The sequence below is a fragment of the Streptomyces sp. NBC_00727 genome, assembly GCF_045161745.1.
Taxonomy (GTDB): Bacteria; Actinomycetota; Actinomycetes; order Streptomycetales; family Streptomycetaceae; genus Streptomyces.
This window is the reverse complement of sequence record NZ_CP108981.1, coordinates 568,987-586,367: the sequence shown is the minus strand read 5'-3', so window position 1 is coordinate 586,367 and position 17,381 is coordinate 568,987. Positions and strand designations below refer to the sequence as shown.

The 17,381-nt window shown below is 72.6% G+C and carries 11 protein-coding genes and 1 pseudogene; 5 read left to right on the top strand and 7 right to left on the bottom strand.

From position 1 onward, the window contains the following. Positions 1 to 57: 57 nt before the first annotated feature. Positions 58 to 2,241 carry a discoidin domain-containing protein gene (locus OG242_RS02590; protein WP_405896585.1) on the bottom strand — a complete coding sequence of 728 codons (2,184 nt, stop codon included), beginning with the start codon at positions 2,239 to 2,241 and terminating at the stop codon, positions 58 to 60. A 456-nt stretch (positions 2,242 to 2,697) separates the two neighbouring features. Between OG242_RS02590 and OG242_RS02585 the strand changes: the two genes are divergently transcribed. After that, positions 2,698 to 4,137, top strand: coding sequence for a helix-turn-helix domain-containing protein (locus OG242_RS02585; protein WP_405896584.1), 1,440 nt, complete (start codon positions 2,698 to 2,700; stop codon positions 4,135 to 4,137). Positions 4,138 to 4,202: 65 nt separating this feature from the next. Here the strand turns inward: OG242_RS02585 and OG242_RS02580 are convergent, their stop codons facing one another. After that, on the bottom strand, positions 4,203 to 7,685 hold the full coding sequence (locus OG242_RS02580; RefSeq protein WP_405901486.1) for a M28 family peptidase: 3,483 nt from the start codon (positions 7,683 to 7,685) through the stop codon (positions 4,203 to 4,205). Positions 7,686 to 7,896: 211 nt separating this feature from the next. Between OG242_RS02580 and OG242_RS02575 the strand changes: the two are divergent. Both OG242_RS02575 and OG242_RS02570 read left to right on the top strand, forming a co-directional pair. Next, positions 7,897 to 8,387, top strand: a pseudogene (locus OG242_RS02575) (aldo/keto reductase). Then, positions 8,384 to 9,376 carry an aldo/keto reductase gene (locus OG242_RS02570; protein WP_405896583.1) on the top strand — a complete coding sequence of 331 codons (993 nt, stop codon included), beginning with the start codon at positions 8,384 to 8,386 and terminating at the stop codon, positions 9,374 to 9,376. Before OG242_RS02575 ends, OG242_RS02570 begins: the two are co-directional and overlap by 4 nt. A gap of 10 nt (positions 9,377 to 9,386) precedes the next feature. On the opposite strand, the gene OG242_RS02565 is transcribed toward OG242_RS02570, so the two are convergent. From OG242_RS02565 to OG242_RS02555, 3 genes are all read right to left on the bottom strand, one after another. Then, positions 9,387 to 10,547, bottom strand: a complete 1,161-nt coding sequence (locus tag OG242_RS02565) for a serine/threonine-protein kinase (RefSeq protein WP_405901485.1) — start codon at positions 10,545 to 10,547, stop codon at positions 9,387 to 9,389. A 398-nt stretch (positions 10,548 to 10,945) separates the two neighbouring features. Further along, on the bottom strand, positions 10,946 to 11,428 hold the full coding sequence (locus OG242_RS02560; protein ID WP_405896582.1) for an Lrp/AsnC family transcriptional regulator: 483 nt from the start codon (positions 11,426 to 11,428) through the stop codon (positions 10,946 to 10,948). A 132-nt stretch (positions 11,429 to 11,560) separates the two neighbouring features. Further along, positions 11,561 to 12,151: a lytic polysaccharide monooxygenase gene (locus OG242_RS02555; protein WP_405896581.1), complete on the bottom strand. Its 591-nt coding sequence runs from the start codon at positions 12,149 to 12,151 to the stop codon at positions 11,561 to 11,563. A 320-nt stretch (positions 12,152 to 12,471) separates the two neighbouring features. Between OG242_RS02555 and OG242_RS02550 the strand changes: the two genes are divergently transcribed. Further along, positions 12,472 to 13,980, top strand: a complete 1,509-nt coding sequence (locus tag OG242_RS02550) for an FUSC family protein (protein WP_405896580.1) — start codon at positions 12,472 to 12,474, stop codon at positions 13,978 to 13,980. Between the two features lie 124 nt (positions 13,981 to 14,104). Continuing rightward, on the top strand, positions 14,105 to 15,151 hold the full coding sequence (locus OG242_RS02545; RefSeq protein WP_405896579.1) for a lactonase family protein: 1,047 nt from the start codon (positions 14,105 to 14,107) through the stop codon (positions 15,149 to 15,151). A gap of 72 nt (positions 15,152 to 15,223) precedes the next feature. On the opposite strand, the gene OG242_RS02540 is transcribed toward OG242_RS02545, so the two are convergent. Both OG242_RS02540 and OG242_RS02535 read right to left on the bottom strand, forming a co-directional pair. Next, positions 15,224 to 16,147, bottom strand: a complete 924-nt coding sequence (locus OG242_RS02540) for a sirohydrochlorin chelatase (RefSeq protein ID WP_405896578.1) — start codon at positions 16,145 to 16,147, stop codon at positions 15,224 to 15,226. 138 nt (positions 16,148 to 16,285) lie between these two features. Next, the gene (locus OG242_RS02535) at positions 16,286 to 17,296 is read right to left on the bottom strand and encodes an N-acetylglucosamine kinase (RefSeq protein ID WP_405896577.1); all 1,011 of its coding nucleotides are present in this window, start codon (positions 17,294 to 17,296) and stop codon (positions 16,286 to 16,288) included. Positions 17,297 to 17,381: the final 85 nt, after the last annotated feature.

The following is a 17,381-nucleotide window of genomic DNA, read 5'->3' as shown; positions in this document are numbered from 1 at the left end:
ACCGCCGGTCCCCGCGCCGCTCACTCACCTCGTACGACCTGTGTCACCTGCCGTCCGTCACGGGAACGACACCACGTTCGACGGAACGGTGGAGGTCCCGGACGTGGGCGATCCGGTGTTGTTGATGACGTGGTTGTACTGGCCCTGGCCGCCGAGTGAGACGACGAGCAGGTCGTGGAACTTCACGCCGGCCTTGACCGGGGCCTCGAAGCCGTGGTCCTGGCGGATGCTCGGGTCGACGTTGAAGTAGCAGTAGCTCCCCAGCCCCCAGCCCTCGTGGGTGTTGACCGAGTCGTCGACCTTGTAGGCGGCGTAGCCCTTGATGCCGCCGTTCTGGACGGCGTCCTGGTTGGGGGCGTCGTAGGCCTTCTCGTTCTGGAAGAAGATCGTCTTGCCGTTCTCGCCGGACCAGCGGACGTCGTACTTGTTGAAGTGTTCGACGAACAGGCCGGTGGCCAGGACGTTGTCGCCGTTGACCTGGAGGCCGTAGTCGGAGCGGTTGGTGTCCCAGCCGATGCCCTCGCCGTGGTCGGCGCGCCACAGCCAGGTGTGGTCGATGATCGTGTCGTTGCTGTTGATCACCATGCCCGTGGTGGCCTTGCCGGCACCGGCGCCGCCGACCCGGACGAACACGTCCTGGACGCTGGTCGGGTTGGCGGAGTGGTTCGCGGACGCGCCGTCGGGGCCGACCTGGACGAGCACCTGGGAGTTCTGCGGCCCGGCGTCGATGAGGAGCCCGGCGAGCTTGACGCCGTCCACGTCACCGACCTTGAGGGCGGTGACCCCGTTGTCGGGGATGATCGTGGCGAGGCCGAGCCCGAGGACCACGGTGTCGGCACGGTCGATGTTGATCGTCTGGTTCACGTGGTAGATGCCGGGCGTGAACAGCAGGTGCAGACCCTGCTGGACGGCCGCGTTGATGGTGGCGGCGGAGGCCCCCGGCTTGACGACGTAGAACTGGCTCAGCGGAATGGACTGGCCCTGCGGGGTCCCGCTCCAGGAGACACCGCGCGCGTTGGTGCGCTTCGCGGGGACGAACACCTTGTAGTCGTTGCCGTCCAGGTAGAGGAACGGCTTCTCGCGGGAGACCGGGGTGTTGTCGAGTGTGGTGTACGGGGGGTTGGGGAAGCTCTGGGCCGGGGCGCCCTCGACACCGGAGAACGTCATGTTCCAGACGCCGTTGCCCCAGCCGCCGATGGAGCTGTCGCGGGTGTACCACTGCTGCTGCGAGTACGGGCCGACCTGGCCGTCGATCTTGCTGTCGGCGATGTACCCGCCACTGGCCCAGCCGTAGCCGTTCGGGGCGAGGTTGAGGCCGCCCTTGACGTGCATCCGGCGGAACGGCGCGGCCTGCGAGACCGCCCAGCGGTCGGTGCCGTTGACCGGGTTGAGGGCCAGGTTCTCGGCCGAACGCCAGAAGTTCTGCGTCGCGTTGCCGTTGAACCAGCCCGCGTCGACCGTGACGTCACCGTTGAACGTGGTGTCGTCGGGCTTGAGGCCGAGGCCGGCGATCGAGGTGTAGAAGCCGATCTGCGCGTTGATGTTGTTGTACGTGCCCGGCTTGAACAGCAGCGCGTAGCGGCCGGTGCCGAACTGTGCGGACTCCTGCTGGTGGAAGATCTCGTCGACCTTGCCCTGGATGTTGGGCGTCGACGGGTCGAAGACCAGGACGTTCGGGCCGAGGTCGCCGCCGCCCGGAAGCTGCGGGCCGCCGTCGCCGCCGGTGGTGCCGAACACCTGGAACTCCCAGAGGGAGTAGCCGTACTGGGTGGCGCGGGCGGTGCCGGTCAGCCGGACGTACCGGGCGGTGCCCGAGACGTTCAGCGACTCGTCGCCGCCGGGGCCCGTGGTGGTCGAGTAGGCCGTGCTCCAGGTGTTGTTGTCCGTGGAGAACTCGATCTTGTAGCTCTTGGCGTACGCGGCCTCCCACTTCAGCGCGATCCGGCTGACCGAGGCGGAGGTGCCCAGGTCGACCTTGATCCACTGCGGGTCGGAGAACGTGCTCGACCAGCGGGTGCCGTTGTCGCCGTCGACGGCGGCGGTGGCGGGGGTGCCGGCGCCCTCCTGGCTTGATGTGGTCACCGTCTTGCCCTGCGAGAGCAGGGAAGGGGCCGCGTCGGCCGGGGTCGAGGGTACGAAGGCGAGGAGCGAGACGACGAGACCGGCGACGGCGGCCAGCACGCCGGTACGTCTTCTTCCGGAGGAAGGTGCGGGTCTGCGGAGCGAGGGGGGTCCATACATGGGGGCTTGTCTCCTGAGTCGCGGAACGGGTGCACGACACGAAGCCGGAGAGCGCTCTCTCCGGCGATGGGGATACTTCACCCCCGGCTCACGACACGTCAATAGGTGTGCAGCGACGGCTTGTTGGGGTGGACTTGAGGTCAACAGTTGACGACGGAAAGCTCACGTGTGTCCGTGTTGCGGCCATCTTGACAGCGCCCGCTACAAGGGAACTGACATGGCGTCGGTTCAGGTGATGACGGGGCAGGTACGAGGAGTGCATGAGGCGACGTGGATCGTTGCCACCGCAATCATCGATCGGGTACGGAGAGCGCGGGGGTCCGAACGGCCGAGCCTGTTACCGGACATGTTCTTGCCGCCCCGGGGACAGCGGGCCCGGGCCCTCGCTATCCTCCGGGGCATGAGCCGTGAGCGTGGCGCCGGAAGCGGCGCTGACCAGGCACGACGAGGCCCCGGATGACCGAGGTGACGGGCGCCGCGCCGGCGGACGCCCGGAGCGTCAGGGCATGGCGGGTGTTCGGCGCCCGGCTGCGTCACTGGCGCAGGCGGGCCGGTCTCACCCAGGCCCAGGTGGGGGCCCGGGTCGGCTACGACCACACCGCCATCAGCAAACTCGAACACGGCAGCCGCAGGACCCCGCTGCCGCTGGCCCGCCGCCTCGACGACCTCCTGGCGGCCGGCGGAGACCTCGTGGCCGCCTGCGAGGACGCAGAGCGGGCCGACGCGGGCGAGCGGGCGCCCGCCGCTCCCGCGCCGCTGCCGGACCCGGTCGGCCAGGGCCCGCTCCCCGGCGAACCGGCCGGCGGGGCGCTCGCGGCGATGCTCCCGCCCGGGGCCGTACTGCCCCCACGGCTGCCCGCGTACGGGCTGGTCTGCCCGCTGCACGGCCGGGACGGGTGCACGGTCCCGGCGCTCACCGACGTGGTCGCCCTGCACGCGCGCTTCTGCTCGCTGGGCCCCGACACCTCGTCCCGGCCGGCCCTGGACACCGACACCGTGCACGCCCTGACCGCACTGCTCGCAGTCTGCCTGCGCGCCGACGAGGAGCACTCCTGGCCCGGCGCGACCGCGGTCGTCGAGCGCACGCTGCACGCGATGCTCCGCTGGATGGCGCTTCCGGCCGCCCCGTATCAGCGGCAACTCGCGCCGCTGGCCGCCGAGTACGCGCAGTCGGCCGGCTCGCTCAGGCTGCTGTGGGGCCGCAACGGCACGGCGATGGCCTGGCTCGACCGGTCCCTGGTGTGGGCGGCCATGGCGGGCCACGTCGGCGCGCAGGTCGCGGCGCTGAGCGACATGAGCACCCTGGCCCGGCTCGAGGGCGACGGCCCCTCCGCGCTCGCCTACGGCGAAGCCGTCCGCCGGGCCGCCGCGGGCCGGCACTGGGCGGGGGCCCTGAGCGATCTGTACCAGGCACGCGGCCACGCGGTGCGCGGTGACGCCGACAGCACCCTGCACCACATCGCCCGTGCCTGGACCCAGATGGACCGGGCCGACGAGCGGGACGAGACGGAGGCGCCCTGGCTCTCCGTCGCCTCCGTGCGCCTGCGGGTGGAGTCGGGCGCCGCCGGCGCACTGCGGGACCTCGCCGCCGCGACGGGGGAGCGCCGCTTCGCGCTCCGCGCCCTCGACGCGGCCGGCACCGCGATCAGGCTGCTGCCGCCCGGCATGCACTCGGCCCGGATGCTGTTCCTGGCCCGGACGGCGGACGCCTACGTCTGCGCGGGCGAACCGGCCGCCGCGCCGTCGGTGGCCGGTCCGGTCCTGGACGGCAGGGTGCATCCCCCGACGCTGCTCGGCCAGGAGCTGCGCGGACTGTACGGACGGCTGGCCGCCCGTACCGGCGGCGGGACCGAGACCGACGACTTCGTCCGCAGACTGGCCGCCGCCGTCCGCTGAGAACGCGCCGAGGGACGGAGCGTGTCCACCACGCCCCGCCCCTCCCTTTCACCCCTACGGTCGGGTCAGCTCACGTCGAGGGCCACATCGTCCACGACGAAGCTGGTCTGCAGATAGGCGTCCTCCTTGCTGGTGAAGCCCAGCGTCACCGTCTGCCCGGCGGCCGACGTGACGTCGAAGGTCTTCAGCGCATAGCTGTTGGTGGCGTCGAGATTCGAGTACGTGGCCAGCGTCCGCGACCCGAGCTTCACGGTGAACGTGTCGTACGCGTTCCCGTCGGGCGTTTCTGCGGTGTCGGTGCGCAGGTAGAACGACAGCCGGTACGTCGAGCAGCCGGCCGGCACGGTCAGTGACTGGGTGGCGGTGTCGCTGTGGGTGCTGCCCCAGCCGCCGAACCACGCCTGGTACGAGCCGCTGTGCGCGGGCTTCTCGGAGGTCCGGTTGTTGATGACGCCGTTCGTCTGCGTCCAGGGCGACGTCCCGTTCTCGAAGCCGCCGTTGGTCACCACCTGCCGGGGCTGGCAGTTGCCGCCGCCACCGACCACGAGCGAGTACGTGGTGGTGTGGGTGGCCGTCCCGGTACCGGTCACGGTGAGCGTGTACGTACCCGCCGCGGCCTGGGCGCCGGCGGAGACGGTCATCGTGGCCGACGAGCCGGACTGCACGGAGGCCGGCGAGAAGGAGACGGTGACGCCGCTCGGTGCACCGGACGCCGTCAGCCGGACGCTCTGCGCGGAGCCGCTGGTGGTGGCCGTGGACACGGCCGCGGTGACCGAAGCGCCCGGCTGGACGCTGCCCGAGACCGGGTTCACCGAGACGGAGAAGTCGTCGGCCGGCGCGGTGGAGCCGACGGCCGTCTTCCACAGTGTGTAGGCGACCCCGTCGGCACTGCGGTCGAGCGCGGTGGCGTTGATGTTGGAGGTGGTGTCGCAGGACTGGTGGTAGCAGGGGTCGTACGAACGGCCCGCCGTGCCACCCCACTTGGACGCCTGCGCCGAGGTCTTGGTGTCACTGGCGCCGGTCGCGTAACCCGAGGTGGCGATCCCGCCCTGCTGGAAGGAGTAGTCGTCGGAACGGCCCTGGCCCTCCACGTTCTCCTCCGGGGCGAGCCCGAGGGAGGCCCAGTACTCCTTCATCGGCGCCGAGGCGGCCGAGTTGAGGTTGTTGATGAAGTAGCCGCCGTTCACCGAGGCGACCATGTCGAAGTTGTAGTACGCGGTGATGGCGCTGCGCTGGGCCGAACTCAGCTGGTTCACGTAGTACTCGGAGCCCTGGAGCCCCTGCTCCTCGCCGTTCCACCAGGCGAACCGGACGTGCTTGGTCATGGTCGGGTTCTGCTGGGCCAGGGCGAGCGCGTTCTCCAGCAGGGTCGCCGAGCCGGAGCCGTTGTCGTTGATCCCGGGCCCGGCGGAGACGCTGTCCAGGTGGGCGCCGAACATCACGGTGCGGTCGGCGGGCCCGCCCGGCCAGTCAGCGATGAGGTTCTTGCCGGAGTAGCTGCAGGTGGCGCAGGTCTGCTCGGTGACGGTGTAACCGGCCGCCTGGAGCTTGCCCTTCACGTAGTTGAGCGAGGCGGTGTACCCGCTGCTGCCGGCCCGCCGGTTGCCGCCGTTCTGCGAGGCCAGGGTGTTGAACTGGGCGAGGTGCGCCTGCACGTTGGCGACGCTGATGTCGGGCGCCGTACCGCCGGGGTTGCCGCCGCCGTCGTTGACGGTCAGCGTGTACTGGGCGGTGTGCTCCTGGGTGCCCGCGCCCTTCACGGTGAAGGTGTACGAGCCGGGGGCGGCGGCCGACGTCGTCGACACGGTCATCGTGGACGTGGCGCCGGACTGCACCGAGGAGGGGCTGAAGGAGACGCTGGCCCCGGCGGGCAGGCCGCTCGCGGACAGGTTCACCGTCTGGGCGCTGCCGGAGGAGACCGTCGTACGGACGGTGGACGTCACCGAGCTGCCGGGCTTCACCGAGCCGGAGGCCGGGTCCAGGGACATCGAGAAGTCGTTGTTGCCGCTCGGCGAGCAGGCCGGGTCACCGCTCTGGGCGGGCACGCTGACCGCGTCCCACGCCGCCTTCGCGCGGTTGTACAGCACGCAGGTGGCGTCGAGGTTCTTCGCCGCGGTGAGGGTGGCCGTGCGGTAGCGCTTGTACGTCATGCCGCTCGTCTTGAGGAGCATGCCGCCGTAGAAGACCTTGCCGGCGCTCTGGATGCCGACACCGGTCACCGACGAGCTGTTGCAGGTGGGGCTGGAGGGCTTGCCGCCGCCGGGGTTCGAGCCCTCGGCGAGCAGGTAGAACCAGTGGTTGAGGGGCCCGGCCGCCGCGTGTTCCTCGGTGTTGGGTATGGAGGAGCTGTAGCAGTTCGGGTCACCGATCTGACCGGGGTTGTACATGATCCGGATCGGCCCGTTGCCGACGAGGTTGATCTTCTCGCCGACGGTGTAGTCCGGGTCGTCGTACGGGGTCGGCTCGTTGGTGTACGCCTCGGTCAGCGCGCCCATGATGTCGCCGGTGGCCTCGCCGAGACCGGACTCGTTGTTGGCGCCGCCCGGGGTGTACTGGTCGATGCCGTGGCCGAACTCGTGGCCCACGACGTCCATGGCGCCGATCCACTGGTTGGCCTGGTTGTGGCCGATCGAGACCGTGGAGCCGTCCCAGTAGGCGTTGACGTCGTTGAGACCGACCTTGACGGGCCAGCTGCGGCCGTTGCCGTCGTGGCCGTTGCGCCCGAGCCAGTCGCGCAGCATGTCCCACTCGTGCTGGGCCGCCCACATGACGTCGACGCAGCCGGTCTCCTTGCTGGACGCGCTGCCGGTGCCCCAGGAGTCGGTGGACTTGGTGAACACGCTCCCGGTGCTGTAGTCGGCGCAGCTCAGCCCGGGCCGGTTCGGGTCGCGCAGCGAGTAACGTCCGCCGGACGAGGTGGTGTTGATGGTGAGCGGGGACGGCCCGTTCCACTGGCTGTTGCCGGTGCCGGCCCTGACGTCGTCGTAGCTGTCGATGACCGCGCCGGTGCCCGCGTCCACGAACACGTGCAGCCGGCTCGGCGCCTTCGCGGTCCGGCCGGTGAGCACGGTCTCCCAGGCGAGCCGCGAGCGCTTGTCGGTGGCCCGTACGACGAGCCGGTGGCTCTCGACCTTGTCCACCGTACGCAGCTGCTTGCGGGAGGTGGACTCGGCGGCCTTCGCGGAAACGGTCGCGGTGGTGGGCACGTTGATGCGCCGCGAGACCGCCGACTGCGAGCCGCGTACCCGGCCCTTGGAGTCGGCCACCACGACGGCGTCCCCGCCGACGACGGGCAGGCCGCGGTAGGTGCGCTCGTACGCGACGGAGTAGAGGCCGTTGACCCACGGGGTGACCATCCGGCGCTCGTAGCGCTCGTCCGGCCCCTTGGCCAGGGTGTCGAGCCCGCTGGCGGCCGCCTTGTCGGCGGCCGAGACGGCGGCGGTGAGCGCCTTGGGGGCCGGCGGCGGTGCGGGTTCCGCGGAGGCCGGCTGACCGCTGATGGCGACCAGCATTCCGGCGAGGACGGCCAGGGTTGTCCCGGCCGTCATCGGTCTGCGTTTCATCGAGGCTCCTCGTTTCGTGGGGAGCCCGGTCACGGGCAGCGGCGTGGGGAGACGCGCGCCCGCCCGTACGGCGGGCGGGGCCGTCCGACGGGTGGTGTCCGTGATCGAGCGACCGAACACTCACACGTGGTCATGACCTCGTCAACGAACTGCGGCACCGCGAAAGGGGGTTGGCAAGTCTCGTCAAGTCGCCGATCTGACCGTCAACCGGATCGGCTTCGGCGCCATGCGGCTGACCCGGAACGGCGCGGCGTTCAGCGACGAGCGCACCCCGCACGACCGCGACCGGGCCGTCGAGCTGGGCGTGAACCACATCGACACGGCCGCCTTCTGCTTCTCGCCCCTGCGCTCCGCCAACGAGCTGATCAACCGGGCGCTCGGTCCTTACCCGGACGACCTCGTCATCACCACCAAGGTCGGACCGGGCCGCGGCCCCTCCGGCGACTGGACCGACTGGGCCCGTCCCGAGCAGCTGCGCGGCCGGGTCCAGGAGAACCGCTACGGCATCGGCGAGCGGCGCGCCGACTCCCAGGAGGTCATGCGCATGTGCGGGGAACTGGGCATCGCCTTCGTCCCCTTCTACGCCACGCGGGCACCGGCAACCCGGCCCACCTGGAGGCCAGTGTGGCGGCGGGCGCCCTGCGGCTCACCGCGCTCGGCCAGCCCACCGGAGCGGACGTAGCATGATCCCCATGGAGCAGCGCGAACTGGGCAGGACCGGACGGAACGTATCGGTCGTCGGACAAGGCACCTGGCAACTCGGCGGGGACTGGGGCGACGTCCGCGAGGCGGACGCACTCGGGGTGCTCGACGCGGCCGTCGAGGCGGGAGTCACCTTCTTCGACACGGCGGACGTGTACGGGGACGGCCGGAGCGAACAGCTCATCGGCCGCTATCTCAAGGAACGGCCCGACGCCGGGGTCTTCGTCGCGACGAAGATGGGCCGCCGCGCCGACCAGGCGCCGGAGAACTACACCCTGGAGAACTTCCGCGCCTGGAACGACCGTTCCCGCGCCAACCTCGGCGTCGACACGCTCGACCTCGTACAGCTGCACTGCCCGCCCACCCCCGTCTACTCCTCCGACGAGGTGTACGACGCGCTGGACACGCTCGTCGCCGAGCGGCGGATCGCGGCCTACGCGGTCAGCGTCGAGACGTGCGCCGAGGCGCTGACGGCCATCGCACGCCCGGGTGTCGCGAGCGTCCAGATCATCCTCAACCCGTTCCGCCTCAAGCCGCTGGACGAGGTGCTGCCGGCGGCGCGGGAGGCCGGGGTCGGCATCATCGCGCGGGTCCCGCTGGCCTCCGGGCTGCTGTCGGGCAAGTACACCGCGGACACCGTCTTCGCGCCCGGCGACCACCGCACGTACAACCGGCACGGCGAGGCGTTCGACCAGGGCGAGACCTTCTCCGGCGTCGACTACGGGACCGGGGTGGCGGCCGCCGCCGAGTTCGCCACGCTCGCCCCCGAGGGCGCCACCCCGGCGCAGACGGCGCTGCGCTGGATCATCCAGCAGCCGGGCGTCACCAGCGTCATCCCCGGCGCGCGCTCGACGGAGCAGGCACGGGCCAACGCGGCCGCCGCCGCGCTCGACCCGCTGCCGCAGAGCACGCTGGACGCGGTGCGCGACCTGTACGACCGCCGGTTCCGCGCGGCGGTCCACGACCGCTGGTAGCGGCCGTCTGCTACCGGCCGGTCCCGGGAGCCGCCGGCGCGGTCGTCGAGGTGCCGTCGTCCGGCGTGGTGGCCGAGCCGGTGTCGGGGGAGAACAGGCTCATCCCCAGGAACACGGCGGCCAGGAAGGCGATCGCGCCCGCGATGGCGCTGGCCACCCGGGGCCGGCGCCGGATCGCCTCGCCCGCGGTGCGCCGCCGGGGCTTCGCGGTCCGGGCCGCCGCTCGCCGGCCGTGCCCCTGACCGTGCCCGGCGGGGGCCTGCGGCAGCCGGTACGTGGTCGGCGCGGCGGCGTCCGCCCCGGGAGGCGGGGCGGACACGGCGGCGAAGGGTGCGGGCGTCGCCGGGTGGGGCGCGTGGGCGACGGGCTGGTGCGCGGGAGCCGGGTGGTGCTGGGGCAGCGCCTCCGCGTGGCCCCGCCAGGCATCGCTGTGGAACCAGTCGGCGACCTGCTGGGCGGTGGGCCGGTCCTCCGGCTGCTTCGCCAGCAGACCGAGCAGGTAGGCGTCGAAGGCGGCGGAGACGTCCACGCCGCGCTGACGCAGCGGCACCGGCGGGGTGTCCACGTGCTGGTAGAGGGTGGCGGTCGCGGTGTCCGAGCGGAACGGCGGCTGCCCGAGCAGCAGTTGGTAGATCACACAGCCCAGTGAGTACATGTCGGACGCGGCGTCGGCGGTGCGGCCGAGCGCCCGTTCCGGGGCGAGGTAGAGGCTCGTACCGACGATGTGACCCGTCGTCGTCAGCGCGGCGGACGGATCGTCGACGAACTGCGCGATGCCGAAGTCCCCGATCTTGACGGTGCCTTCGCCGTCCAGCATGAGGTTTCCGGGCTTGATGTCGCGGTGGACGACGCCCTGCCGGTGCGCAGCGGCGAGACCGGCGGCCGCCTGGCCGGCGATGTGCGCGGCCTGCTCGGGCCCCAGCCGCTCCTGGGCCAGCAGCAGGTCCGCCAGGCTCCGGCCCTCGACCAGCTCCATCACGAGGAAGAGCCGGTTCTCCCACGCGCCGAAGTCGAAGACGGCCACCAGGTGGGGGTGGCTCAGCCGGGCGGCGGTCTGGGCCTCCAGCCGGAACCGGGCGGTGGCCGATTCGTCGGCGTGTTCGCCCAGCAGCAGTTTCACGGCGACGGCGCGCCCGAGGACTTCGTCGGTGGCCCGCCAGACCTCACCCATCCCGCCCCGGCCGATGGCGGATATCAGCCGGTACCGACCAGCAACCAGCACCTGTGCACACCTGTCTCGATAGCTAGGGGGGTGTCTGGTAAATCCCCGTGGCGTCACGTCGCCTGGCACGCACGCTCGCGGCGTTGCCGAAAAGCCCTAGTAGCTCCTTCCCCAAGCTCTGACGAGCAGGGGAGGCCCCATCCGAGGACTTCCCGGCGCCTTGCGATCGCACGCACCAGGCGACGCTCCTTCTTCCACGGGGATTTACCAGACACCCCCTGGGGCGTCGGCCCGGACCGAGGGCCGCTTCGACTGCCGCGGCGGCGGCCTCGCCGGGGCGAGGCCGGGTGGGGGAGCGCGGCAAGATCAGGATATCCGGCGCGCGGACCCCGTACGACCGTCGGTCCTCAACGGCCGCCCGCGGCCGACCGGCCCACCGACTCGACGAGGGGCAGCAGCCGGTGCGGCACGCGTTCGCGCAGCGCCATCTCGGTCCGGGTCCTGACCACGCCGGGCAGCCGGATGAGCCGCTGGATGACGTCCTCCAGATGCCCGTTGTCCCGGGCGACGACCCGGGTCAGCAGGTCGCCGCCACCCGTGGTCGAGAAGGCCTCGACGATCTCCGGCACGGCGGCGAGCGCGTCACCGACCTCGTCGAGATGGCCCTGGGTGACCTCCAGGTGCACGAAGGCGAGGACGGGGTGGCCGAGCGCGGCGGGGGAGAGGAAGGGGCCGCTGCCGGTGATCACACCGTCCCGTTCGAGCCGGTCGATCCGAGCCTGGAGGGTGCCCCGGGCGATGGACAGGATGCGTGCGTACTCGCGCACGCTCGTCTGCGGCTGCTCGATGAGCAGCCGCAGGATACGGGTGTCGAGCGCGTCCACCGCCATGCTTCGCCGGCCTCTTTCGGTGCGTCCTTCGGGGGCCAGCGACTGTACCAACGGCATCGGTACGCACCCGGTCGCCCCGTGGCCGGACGTGCCCCGCACACGGGCGGGTGGCGCGGGGCACGGACCGGACGGTCAGAACTGCACGTCGGAGCAGGCGTAGAAGGCGTTGCCGGTGTCGGAGATCGTCCACACGCCGAGGATCAGGTGCTTGCCGGACTTCTGCGGCAGCACGCCGGAGTGGCTCACCGTCGAGCCCGGCTGCCTGCCGCCGAAGGGCACGGTGAGGAACGGCTGCGGGTCCAGGTCGGCCCGGGTGAGGGGCTTCGTGGGGTCGTAGCCGTCCTTGGTGATGTAGTAGCGGAAGTCGGTCGTGGCGTGACGCGCCTCGATTCGCCAGTTGAACGTGTAGCTCTGGTTGGCGGTGACCTTGGTGGCGGGCCAGGCGCCGCCGCGCGGGTCGTCGAGCTCGGAGAAGCGGCCGATGCCGCCCGAGCAGATGTGGCCGTCGGCCGGGCCGCGGGTGGGGAAGCCCTTGGGGCCCTCGACGCTCGGCGGCTCCCACTGGATCTGCCCGCAGTGCTTGACGGTGCCGATGCCGCAGAGCTGCTGACGGCTGATGGGGGAGTCGGTGTAGCCGTGGCTCTGGGCGGGGGCCGAGGTGGCCAGCAGGGCCGCCCCGGCGATCCCGAGCCCGGCGAGTAACGAGGTGATCTTTTTGCGCATCCTTCGCTCCTGGAGATGTGGGGTGATGTCCGGAGAGTGCTGCGGTCTAGACCAGGGGTGAGCGTAGCGACGGCAATTTGACATGTCTAGACCAAGGAAAGAGGTGCTGCGCGGACGCACCCCGGCGGTGCTGGTCCGTTGGCTACCGGCTGGTAGCGCATATATGCCTTCGTATGGGCCAATGGCTCAGTGGATCGAGCTCAATTTGAGCCAACCGCCCTTCGGATGGTCTGATGGATCCGTCGATGGCGCTGCGGACCTCCGCGGCGCCTTTTTCGTGCCTGGAGGGAGAACCGGTGGACCGGAGCGGGGGAGCAGTCGTGCTGAAGAAGGCGTTCGTGGCCGGGGACCCCGGACGGCTGCGGCTGCGTTTCGCCTGCCGCGCGGTGCTCGGCATCGGGCTCGCCGTGGTGCTGTGCGGGCTGGTCGGCCACTCGCTCGTGGCGGCGATCACCGGCGGCCTCGCCGCGCTGCTCGCCCTGTTCACCGTGACGGACCCCACCGTCCGGGGGCAGGCGGTCACCACCGCGCTGCTGCCCGCCGTCGGCTTCCCGGTGCTCGCCCTCGCCGCCGTGCTCCACGACCACCCCGCCGCCCGCGACGCCGCCTTCCTCGCGGTCATGGGAGCGGGGGTCTACGCGAGGCGGTGGGGGCCGCGCGGGCACTCCCTCGGCGTGTTCGCGTTCATGGCCTTCTTCACCACGCAGTTCCTCCACACCCTGCCCCGCCAGCTCCCCGAGCTCTACTCGGCCGTCGCCCTGTCCCTGCTCTCCGCGGCGGCCGTCCGCTTCGGCCTCTGGTGCTACGAGCGCCGGCTGACCGCCCCCGCCGTGCCCGCGCCGCCCGCCGGCACCGGCCTGGCCCGGGTCACCACCCGCCAGGCCGTCCAGGCGGTCTCCGGCGGGGCCGCCGCGCTGCTGGCCGGACAGCTCATGTCGGACCAGCGCTGGTACTGGGCCGTCGGCGCCACCTGGTGGGTCTTCGTGAACACCGCCTCGCGCGGCGAGACGCTGGTACGCGGCTTCCGCCGGGTCCTGGGCACCCTCATCGGCATCCCGATCGGCCTCGCCGCCGTGATCCCGGTGCACGGCGCGCCCGTGCCCACCGCCCTGATCGTCGCCGCCGGGGTGTTCGGCATCTTCTACACGGCCGCGGTCTCCTACACCTGGATGATGCTCTCCGTGACGGTCATGGCCGGCGCACTCTACGGCTCCCTCGGCGTCCTCGATCCCGCGCTGCTCGCCCTGCGGCTCGGCGAGACGGCCGTCGGCGCCCTCGGCGCGATGCTCGCGGTGCTGCTCGTGCTGCCCGTCACCACGCACGCCACGACCGACGCCTGGATCCAGCGCGCCCTGCGGTGCGTGCACGCCTGCACCGAGGAGGCCGCCGCCCGGCTCTCCGGCTCCGCCACCGCCGACCCGGCCCCGCGCGTCGCCGAGCTGGAGGCGCTCCTCGGGCGCGTCCGGCTCTCGCTCGCCCCGCTGGTCCACCCGCTCAGCCCGCTGCGCGCTCGCAGGGCCAGGGCCGGGCACGTCCTGGCCCTGCTCGACGAGTGCGCGCGGGAGGTGCGCGGCCTCGCCTCGGTGGCCGCCGACCCGGAGGCCTCCCACGACGCCCGGCTCGCCGCCGCCTGCTGGCGCGTCGAGAACGCCGTCGAGGCCCTCACGGCCCCCGAGCGGCCCGCCCGTACCGCCGTCACCGCCGCCGTCCCGGCGCACCCCGCAGCCACCGAGCCCGCCCTCGCCCACCTGCACAGCCTGGAACGCGCGCTCGCCGAACTCGCCGCGCCGCTGCACAGCCCGCCGAGCGCTCCCCTGGCCACGGCCTGATCCGGACCCTCGCCACCACCCGATCCGGTCCCTTGGTCTAGACCGCACCGCCGCACTGCTACCGTCGCCGCAGAAGATCACGACGGCCACGTCCGCCGCGCACAGCCGGCGGGGAGGAGCAGCGGTGGACAGCAGCAACAGAGCGGGACGGGCATTCATCGGGTCGTTCACCTCGGCGGGCGGGCGGGGCGTCACCGTCGCCGCCGTGGACGGGGAGACCGGCGCGCTCACGGTCCTGGGCGCCACCGACGCCGTACCGGACCCCTCCTACCTGGCCCTCGGCCCCGGCGGCACCGTCCTCTACGCGGTCAGCGAGACCGAGCCGGGAGCCGCGGCGGCCCTGGACGTCACGGCGGACGAACCCCATCCGCTCGGTGAGGTCCGGGCGGTGGACGGCGACGGCCCCACCCACCTCGCCCTCGCCGCGAACCACCTGGTCACCGCGAACTACGGCTCGGGCAGCGTCAGCGTGCTGCCCGTTGCCGGGGACGGCACGCTCGGCGCCGTCGCCGCGGTCCTCGCGCACAAGGGCGGCGGACCGGTCGCGGACCGCCAGGAGGGCCCGCACGCCCACCAGGTCCTGCCGGACCCCTCCGGGGACTGGGTGCTCAGCGTCGACCTCGGTACCGACTCGGTACGCGTCTGCGCGCTCGACCCGGCCACCGGGGAGCTGCGCCCGCACGCCGAGACGGCCCTGCGCCCCGGCACCGGGCCCCGCCACCTGGCCTTCCACCCCTCCGGCCGGCACGCCTACGTGCTGAACGAGCTGGAGCCCACCGTCACCGTGTGCCGTTGGGACGCGACCGCGGGCGTCCTGGAACCGGTCGGCGAGACGCCGGTGCTCCCCGAGGGCGTGACCGGCGAGAGCTACGCCTCCGAGGTCGTCGTCGCCCACGACGGCCGGTTCCTGTGGGCGGCCAACCGGGGCCACGACAGCATCTCCGTGTTCGCGCTCGACGCGACCGGCGAGCACCCGTCCCTGGTCACCACCGTGGACTGCGGCGGTCACTGGCCGCGCGACCTCGCGCTCGACCCGGCCGGACGCCGGCTCTACACGGCCAACGAGCGCAGCGGGAACGTCGCCTGGTTCACGGTGGACCCGGAGACCGGCGTCCCGCGCCACGACGGCTCCCTGGATGCCCCGGCGGCCTCCTGCGTGATCTTCGGCTGATCGCTCCCGGGTGCGACTGAGGCCCCGTACGGGACTGCCGTCCGGTACGGGGCCTCACGCATGCCGAAGAGGTCAGCGGGCCTGCGCCCCCTGAGCCACCGGGGGAGCGATCCCGAGGGCCGAGGTGTACATCGAGAGCACCAGCTTGCCGATCGCCGGGTACGCGCCCAGCGGCTCGGCGGTCGCGCAGCCGGCCTCCTTCGCGGCGGCGTCCAGCAGGCCCTCCGCCACCTCGGGGCCCACCAGGTACGGCGCCACGGCCAGCTGCAGCGAGCCGGAGCCCTTCAGCTGCTCCGCGATCGCGGCGACCGAACCGTCCACGTCGAGCGCGGCGGCCATCACCGGCACCGCGAGCCGGGCCGCGAGCAGCATGCCGGTGATCCCGGCGGCCTGCACGGCCTCCTCGCCGCCCACCGTGGCGAGCACGATCCCGTCGGCGGCCGTCGCCACCGTGAAGAGCCTCGCCCGGTCGGCGCGGGCGAGCCCGGCCTCCGACAGGCGCACGTGCAGCGCCTCGGCCAGCAGCGGGTGCGGGCCGAGCACGTCGGCCAGCTCCGCCGGGGCGCCGCTGTCGGTGATCGCCTGACGTATGCGCTGCACCAGCGCGCTGTCCGGACCCACGAGCAGCGGGACCACGACGGCGGCGGGGCCCTCGGGCTCGGCGACCTCACGGCCCACGGCCAGCGCCTGCTCGTAGCGCGCGGTGCGCTCGGCGGCGGAATGCGCGACCACGGAGGTCAGCGTCGGGTACTCGGCGTCGTCGCCGTCGACGTAACCGATCAGGGCGTTCAGACCGGGCAGCTCGGAACGGGCGATGCTGATGACTTCCTCGGCCAGACCACGGCTGTCCGGGGAAGGCGTACCGGGAACGGCGAGAACGAGCGCGGCGGCGCCCTCGGGTGCGGCCACGGGCTCCGGGCGGCGGTGCCGTCCGGACTGGCGAGGTCGCGGCATTCGTACAGGCAGGCCGGAAGCGGGCCCAGTGGGGGTGCTCATGGCGCCGCATGCTACTGGTTTCGGACGGCTCCCTGCGCGGGGAGGGTCCGGTCGAGCGGCCTCTGTCCGCTTTTGTCTGATCGGCGGCTTACCGGGCAACTGCCCTGATCTGTCGTCAGCGTTCATGGGCCCGCCACCCTACGACCGCGGTGAGGCCGTGGGAACGCACAGCAGCGTCGGGTGGTGCGGCAGCCGCAGACCGCCGGTGGCCAGGGCCTGGGCGATGCGCAGGGCGCCGATCAGCGGATCACCCGAACCGGGGACCGCCCGTGCCCGCGGCAGCAGTTCCGCCAGTTCCTCCCGAAGGGGTACGAGCAACGGCTCGCCCATCCGGAACAGCCCGCCCGTGAGCGCGACTTCGTACGCCTCCTCGTCCGCCTTCGCCTCCGGGCACACCGCCGCGGCGGCCTCCGCGATGTGGGCGGCGGCGGCCCGCAGGATGCCTTCGGCGACCGGGTCGTGGTCCGCGCACGCGGCCACCTCCGGCGCGAACGAGGCCAGCAGGGCGGGCCGGTCGGCGCGCGGATAGAGCAGACCGGGCAGCTCCTGCGGCGGGCCGAACACCGCCTCCAGCCGGGCCAGCAGTGCCGGTGACCCGCCGCGCCGACCGTCGTACGCGCGCATCGCGGCATCGAGCCCGGCCCGCCCGATCCAGGCCCCGCCCCCGCTGTCGCCCAGCAGGTGCCCCCAGCCATCCGCCCGCCGCCACCGCGTCAGGTCCGTGCCGAGCGCGATCAGCCCGGTGCCGGCGGCCACCACAGCGCCGGGCCGCTGCCCGACCGCACCGGCGTACGCGGTCACCGCGTCCGCCGCGAGCGCGATCCGGCGCACGCCCAGCGCGTCGGCCAGGGCGCCCGGCAGTTCGGCGCGCAACTCGTCGCCGAGCGTGGCCATGCCCGCGGCGCCGACCGCCGCGGCGGTGATCCGGGCACCGTCACCGAGCCCGTCGAGCAGGCCGCGCACGACGGGCAGCACCTGCTCCAGGAGGTGGGCGGCGTCGATGCCGCGCGGCCCGGTGCGTACGGGACCGCCGCACTCGGCGGTCTCCGACGGGGCGTCCGCTTCCGCCGTGCCCAGCGCCACCCGGAGTCCTGAACCGCCCGAATCCACCCCGAGGACATACGTGCCCGGTTGTCCGTGTGACGTCATGGACCGGCTCCCGGGGGACGAAGGGGTGAGGGACGGGCAGCACCCTATCCCCGGGGGACCGCGTTGCGCCGGTAGGGTGATCTTT

Bases quoted from the DNA above. Each gene is read 5' to 3' on its own strand.
- OG242_RS02585 (WP_405896584.1), top strand. From the start codon at position 2,698: ATGACCGAGGTGACGGGCGCCGCGCCGGCGGACGCCCGGAGCGTCAGG.
- OG242_RS02555 (WP_405896581.1), bottom strand. From the start codon at position 12,151: ATGCGCAAAAAGATCACCTCGTTACTCGCCGGGCTCGGGATCGCCGGG.
- OG242_RS02570 (WP_405896583.1), top strand. From the start codon at position 8,384: ATGATCCCCATGGAGCAGCGCGAACTGGGCAGGACCGGACGGAACGTA.
- OG242_RS02535 (WP_405896577.1), bottom strand. From the start codon at position 17,296: ATGACGTCACACGGACAACCGGGCACGTATGTCCTCGGGGTGGATTCG.
- OG242_RS02540 (WP_405896578.1), bottom strand. From the start codon at position 16,147: ATGAGCACCCCCACTGGGCCCGCTTCCGGCCTGCCTGTACGAATGCCG.
- OG242_RS02580 (WP_405901486.1), bottom strand. From the start codon at position 7,685: ATGACGGCCGGGACAACCCTGGCCGTCCTCGCCGGAATGCTGGTCGCC.
- OG242_RS02590 (WP_405896585.1), bottom strand. From the start codon at position 2,241: ATGTATGGACCCCCCTCGCTCCGCAGACCCGCACCTTCCTCCGGAAGA.
- OG242_RS02565 (WP_405901485.1), bottom strand. From the start codon at position 10,547: ATGGGTGAGGTCTGGCGGGCCACCGACGAAGTCCTCGGGCGCGCCGTC.
- OG242_RS02560 (WP_405896582.1), bottom strand. From the start codon at position 11,428: ATGGCGGTGGACGCGCTCGACACCCGTATCCTGCGGCTGCTCATCGAG.